5 protein-coding genes are annotated in these 4,671 nt (G+C 66.7%); 3 read left to right on the top strand and 2 right to left on the bottom strand.

What is annotated here, in order from left to right; genetic code table 11:
* Positions 1-191 precede the first annotated feature (191 nt).
* From AC1WTP_RS34125 to AC1WTP_RS34115, 3 genes are all read left to right on the top strand, one after another.
* The gene (locus AC1WTP_RS34125; protein WP_481653333.1) at positions 192-698 is read left to right on the top strand and encodes an NUDIX hydrolase; all 507 of its coding nucleotides are present in this window, start codon (positions 192-194) and stop codon (positions 696-698) included.
* A gap of 278 nt (positions 699-976) precedes the next feature.
* On the top strand, positions 977-1,867 hold the full coding sequence (locus tag AC1WTP_RS34120; RefSeq protein ID WP_481653332.1) for a class I SAM-dependent methyltransferase: 891 nt from the start codon (positions 977-979) through the stop codon (positions 1,865-1,867).
* Positions 1,868-2,056: 189 nt separating this feature from the next.
* Positions 2,057-2,773: an SDR family NAD(P)-dependent oxidoreductase gene (locus AC1WTP_RS34115; protein ID WP_481653331.1), complete on the top strand. Its 717-nt coding sequence runs from the start codon at positions 2,057-2,059 to the stop codon at positions 2,771-2,773.
* 351 nt (positions 2,774-3,124) lie between these two features.
* Here the strand turns inward: AC1WTP_RS34115 and AC1WTP_RS34110 are convergent, their stop codons facing one another.
* Together AC1WTP_RS34110 and AC1WTP_RS34105 are read right to left on the bottom strand one after the other, a co-directional pair.
* Positions 3,125-3,775 (bottom strand): HAD family hydrolase, encoded by a 651-nt coding sequence (locus AC1WTP_RS34110; protein WP_481653330.1) that lies wholly within the window; start codon positions 3,773-3,775, stop codon positions 3,125-3,127.
* A gap of 257 nt (positions 3,776-4,032) precedes the next feature.
* Positions 4,033-4,422: a hypothetical protein gene (locus AC1WTP_RS34105; RefSeq protein WP_481653329.1), complete on the bottom strand. Its 390-nt coding sequence runs from the start codon at positions 4,420-4,422 to the stop codon at positions 4,033-4,035.
* Between the last annotated feature and the right edge of the window lie 249 nt (positions 4,423-4,671).

Genomic DNA, 4,671 nt, shown 5'->3' with positions numbered 1-4,671 from the left:
TGGACGGGCTTCATGGGTCAACATCGCCAGGCTGCCAACTCCCCGGTGACCGAGCCGCGCTATCGCCCACGCTGCCCAGGACTGAATGAGGATGCAGTCCAAGGTCGGCATTGAATATCCGGTCATGCCGCGATGAGCGCGGTTCCCGCCGATGCGCGTGATTGATAACTCGATCATGTATGGTCGCCGCCATGCGTCCGTCTGCTTTCCCTCGGCTTCGGCCCGCCGCTCGCGCCATCGTGCTGGATGAAAGCGACCGCGTGCTGCTCTGCCGGTTCACCTTCGACAAGCCAGAAGGTCTCGTCGTGGTGTGGGCTACCCCCGGCGGCGGGATCGAGCCTGGAGAGCCCCCACTGTCAGCGCTCCGGCGTGAGCTCATCGAGGAGGTCGGGCTGAAACTGAACACCGACCCGCCGCATGTGTGGCACCAGGAAGTCGTCGCTGCTGGACACGCAGCCGGATACGACGGCGTGATCAACGACTACTTTCTGGTACGCACGACTTCATTCGAACCGCGTGGCGCGATGACCGATAACGAGCTGGCCGATGAAAACGTCAGCGGATTTCGCTGGTGGGCGCAGCAGGAACTCGCGCAGTACCGGGGACCCGACTTATTCGCCCCCCGGGCGCTACCCACCGCCCTAGCAACACTGCTGGCTGAAGGACCGCCTCGGCAACCAACGCCAATGGGGCTCTAGCTCGGCCGAGCAACCGAGCATGTGCAGGCCCCAGCGACCGCGGCGAAGCATCTTCTATGTGGTGGCTTCACTTGTGATCAGCTTGATTCGACACGAAGGTGATCACGCAGAGCCACGGCTCATCTCAAGAGGACAGCCCCTTCCTGGACAGAAGCCATGGGCAGCCGACCCCCGGCAAGTTCGTTGAGCCGTGATTGACCGGCGCCAGAAGGCGTGGCGGGGTGACCGCTGCGGATCGCCGCCGCAGGCAACACCCCGCTGTCGGCTAGCGTGAGGCAATGACGAGTGCCAATCAGGATCGGTGGGCGCAGTGGATACTGCAGCGCCGGGACGCGGGTGATCCGGGCGTCCGGGCGCACGGGGCATCGCTGCTGGCGGCTTATCGCGACGGGGTGCTGGATCGTGCCGCAGTCGCGGCAGGGGATGTGCTGCTCGACGTGGGCACCGGCAACGGCCTGCTTGGCTTCGCCGCGCTGGCCCGGGTGGGCCCGGGCGGGCAGGTCATCTTCAGCGACATCTCCACGGATCTACTCGACGAGTGCCGACTCCGGGCGGCCGCGGGCGGCCTACTGGATCGCTCCCGGTTCGTGCACGCCTCCGCCGACGACCTGCGCGGGGTTCAGGATCAGTCGGTGGACATCGTGACGACCCGGTCGGTGCTCATCTACGTCGAGCGCAAGCAGGCCGCGTTCGCCGAGTTCTTCCGAGTGCTGCGCCCGGGCGGGCGGCTGTCCATCTTCGAGCCAATCAACAGCTTCGGCGTAACCGAGGCAGGCCCCATTCTGTTCGGGTTGGACATGACGCCTATCGCCGACTTGGCGGCGAAGCTACGCCGGGCGTACGAGAGCGTCCCGCAGGCCGAGAACCCGATGCTCAACTTCGACGAGCGCGACCTGCTGCGGTGGGCGCGCGGGGCCGGCTTTGCTTCTGTAGAGCTGGACTACCGGGCAGAGGTCGAGGTGCCGTACCCGTTGCCGACCACCGATTGGGAGGTGCTGAAGAAGACGGCACCCAACCCGCTGGCCCCCACGTATGAGGAGGCGTTGGCGCAAATGCTCACCGATCAGGAGCGCTACCGCTTTGAACACCATGTGCGCGCTGTCTTGGCGGCCGGCACACTCGCCCACAACACACTCGCCACCACGTTCCTCCGCGCCATCCGCCCCTGACGTGTTTAGGGACCGGCCAGCAGTGACGCGGCTCCTCCCCGCTGCGTCGCGAGCCGGGCCACAGGCATCCGCATCTGGCTGCTGACAGCGCGTCCGAGACGAGACGACCGGATCTGCCGAAAAGCGGATGTCCGATCTTGGCGAGCTCCTGTTGACCTCAACCAGAGTTCAGATGCTTCACTGTCGGCCATGAATCTTGAAGGCCTGCGCGTCGCTATCACCGGCGGCGCACGTGACACCGGGCGGCTACTGGCCGAAGCCTTCGCCGAGCGCGGTGCGCAGATCTTCCTCTCGGCCCGCGACCTGGCGGCGGCCGAGCATGTTGCGGGCGCGATCAGCCAGTTGGGGCCGGGTCGGGCTGATGGATTTCGCTGCGACCTCGCCGTAGCGGATTCGGTGCGCGCGTTCGCCGCAGCCTTGGCCGGTCGGACGACCTACCTCGATGTGCTGATCAACAATGGTGCCGCGTACATCGAAGGTGACGACCTGGGAGACGTCTCGGACGACAAGATCGAAAGCGTGGTGGCTGCGGGCGGGACCGGCACCGTGCTGTTGACTAAACATCTGCTGCCGCTGCTGCGGGCATCGTCGCGGCCCGACATCGTCAACATGATCTCCGCTTGCGGCGAGGTGGGGCACCGCCGTTCTGGCGCCCATCCAGGGTTCTACGCCGCCAAGCATGCCCACGCCGGGCTCGCTGAGATCCTGTCGCACCGGCTCCGGCCAGAAGGGATCCGGGTGATTTCGCTGTTTCCGCCGGACTTCGTTCAGGACGGGCCGCGACAGGTGAACAGCGATCTCACCGCGCGGTCGGTCATCGAGTGCGTGCTTTTCGCGGTCGGCCAACCACGAGACTGTTTCATTCGCGAGTTCCACTTCGAGCAGGTACAGCGGCCACACCCCTGAGCACTCGCCGTGCCAGGCAGCCCGAGCCCAGTCGAGGACCCTCGGCAGAGACCCGCGCGCTTGAGACCGCCAGCGCCTGAACCAAGGTCAGGTGCGCGCATCTGCCGCCGTCCGTGCGCGCAGGTAGACGACGAGCCGTCACGCTCGGTGTTCGGCGTCCCGTGGTGCCCGGCATCCTGAACTGCCGAGAACAGTGCGTGTCTGGCCGCACCGGCGTCATGGAGGTCGCGCGCCAGCCGGCGTACCACGGCCAGCAGGTCGCAGCGGCTTCGCCGTAGCCTGCGGTGCTGCTCATGAGCGCCAAGGACTTCTCCGTCCGTGGTGCGGTGATGCTGTGGTGGTCGCGAGTGGTCAGGCTGTGTTCAGCAGAGCCGGGAGTTTGCGCATGTCGTCGAAGACCACCGTGTCCGGGCCTTCCAGCCGGTGCGCGGGGGTCAATCCGCCCGCATAGCCGAAGCAGCGCATCCCGGCGGCGCGGGCCGCTTGGACTCCGTACTGGCTGTCCTCGACCACGACGCACGCCGCGGGTGGGACACCCATCGTCGCCGCCGCGTGCAGGAACAGGTCGGGGGCGGGCTTGCCGTGGGCGACCTCGGTCGCGCTGAAGATGCGGCCGTCGAAGCGGGGATACAGGCCGGTGCGGCCCAGGGTGTGGCGCATCTTCTCGTGCGTACCGCTGGAGGCCACGCACGTCGGCTGGGTGATCTCATCGAGCGCGTCGTTGATCCCGTCGACGGCGGTCAGTCCGGCGTCCACCGCTTGGCGGTGTGCTAGGTCGAACCGGTCCGCCCAAGTGGCAGCCGCGGCCTGTCCGAGGCGGGCCGCAAACTGTTCACCGATGGACGTGCTGGACCGGCCGATGAAGAGCTCGATGACCTCTGCCTCAGTCAGTGGCCAGCCCAGTTCCGCGCCGAGCGCGATGTTGACGCGGACCGCGATGCGCTCGCTGTCGACCAGCACCCCGTCGCAGTCGAAGATGACAAGCCCGATCGGATTGATCATCCGGACAGGCTAGTCGAGTGGGTGGGGCGAACCTGGCGGCATCCACGGTCCCCGAAGGCGCCGGATCGCCGTCACCGCCGAGGTGGTGGCCAACTCGGACAGGTCGACCACGTTGCTAGGCAGCACCAGCGGCCGGTGCACGACCGGGGCCGAGAAGGACGCCCGCTTCTGCCGCGACGCGCGCGTTCGACCAGGCTCTCGGACGTCCGACTCTGCCGAGAAGAGTGCGTGGGACTGCAGCATCCCTACTGCGGGGCCTACTCTCGGACAGGCTTGATGCCCCACTTCTCGCAGGCGAACCGCCAGAACAGCGAGACTGCTTCTGGAGCAGGCCGCACGATCCGGTCGTCCCAGCCCGTTGCAGCGCAATGCTCGATCAAGACGTCCTGAGAGTCGGGGTCGTCGGATGGCTGCGGCCGGACCCAGATGACATCGATCGGGCCGGCGTCCGGTATCGGTGTCGTTGTTACGGCCAGGTCATGCATCGACATGAAGCCGGCCATCCGGTCCGCAGCGCAAGCCCGGATGCTGGCCACCACGTCGGCCATGACGGGAGAATGCGGGGCAGTCCACTCCGAAACGCGGTCGGCGATCCGCTGCCAGCTGACCGCATCGAAGCCGTGGAGCGCTCGCGAGTTGATGCGCATCCGAACAGCATGGCATCCAGGACCCAAGATCTCGTCAGCGCTCCATCATGCGGATATCTCGCCACCGGACGGCCGCGGTCGGGTGCACGGATCTGCCGCTGACCGGGCGTTGGCGAGCCACGTGGAAGACGTCCGACTTTGCCGAGAACAGTGATGTTCAGAACGGCTGGCGGGGTCGCGTATTCGTTTGGTGCGAGTGCCCGGTTGCGAACGCGGGCCGGTCACGGTCTGTTATCGGATGGCTGGTCT

This window comes from Micromonospora sp. R311, from assembly GCF_056780015.1.
Note: the sequence above shows the minus strand (reverse complement) of the source record. Positions and strands in the feature narration are given on the sequence as shown.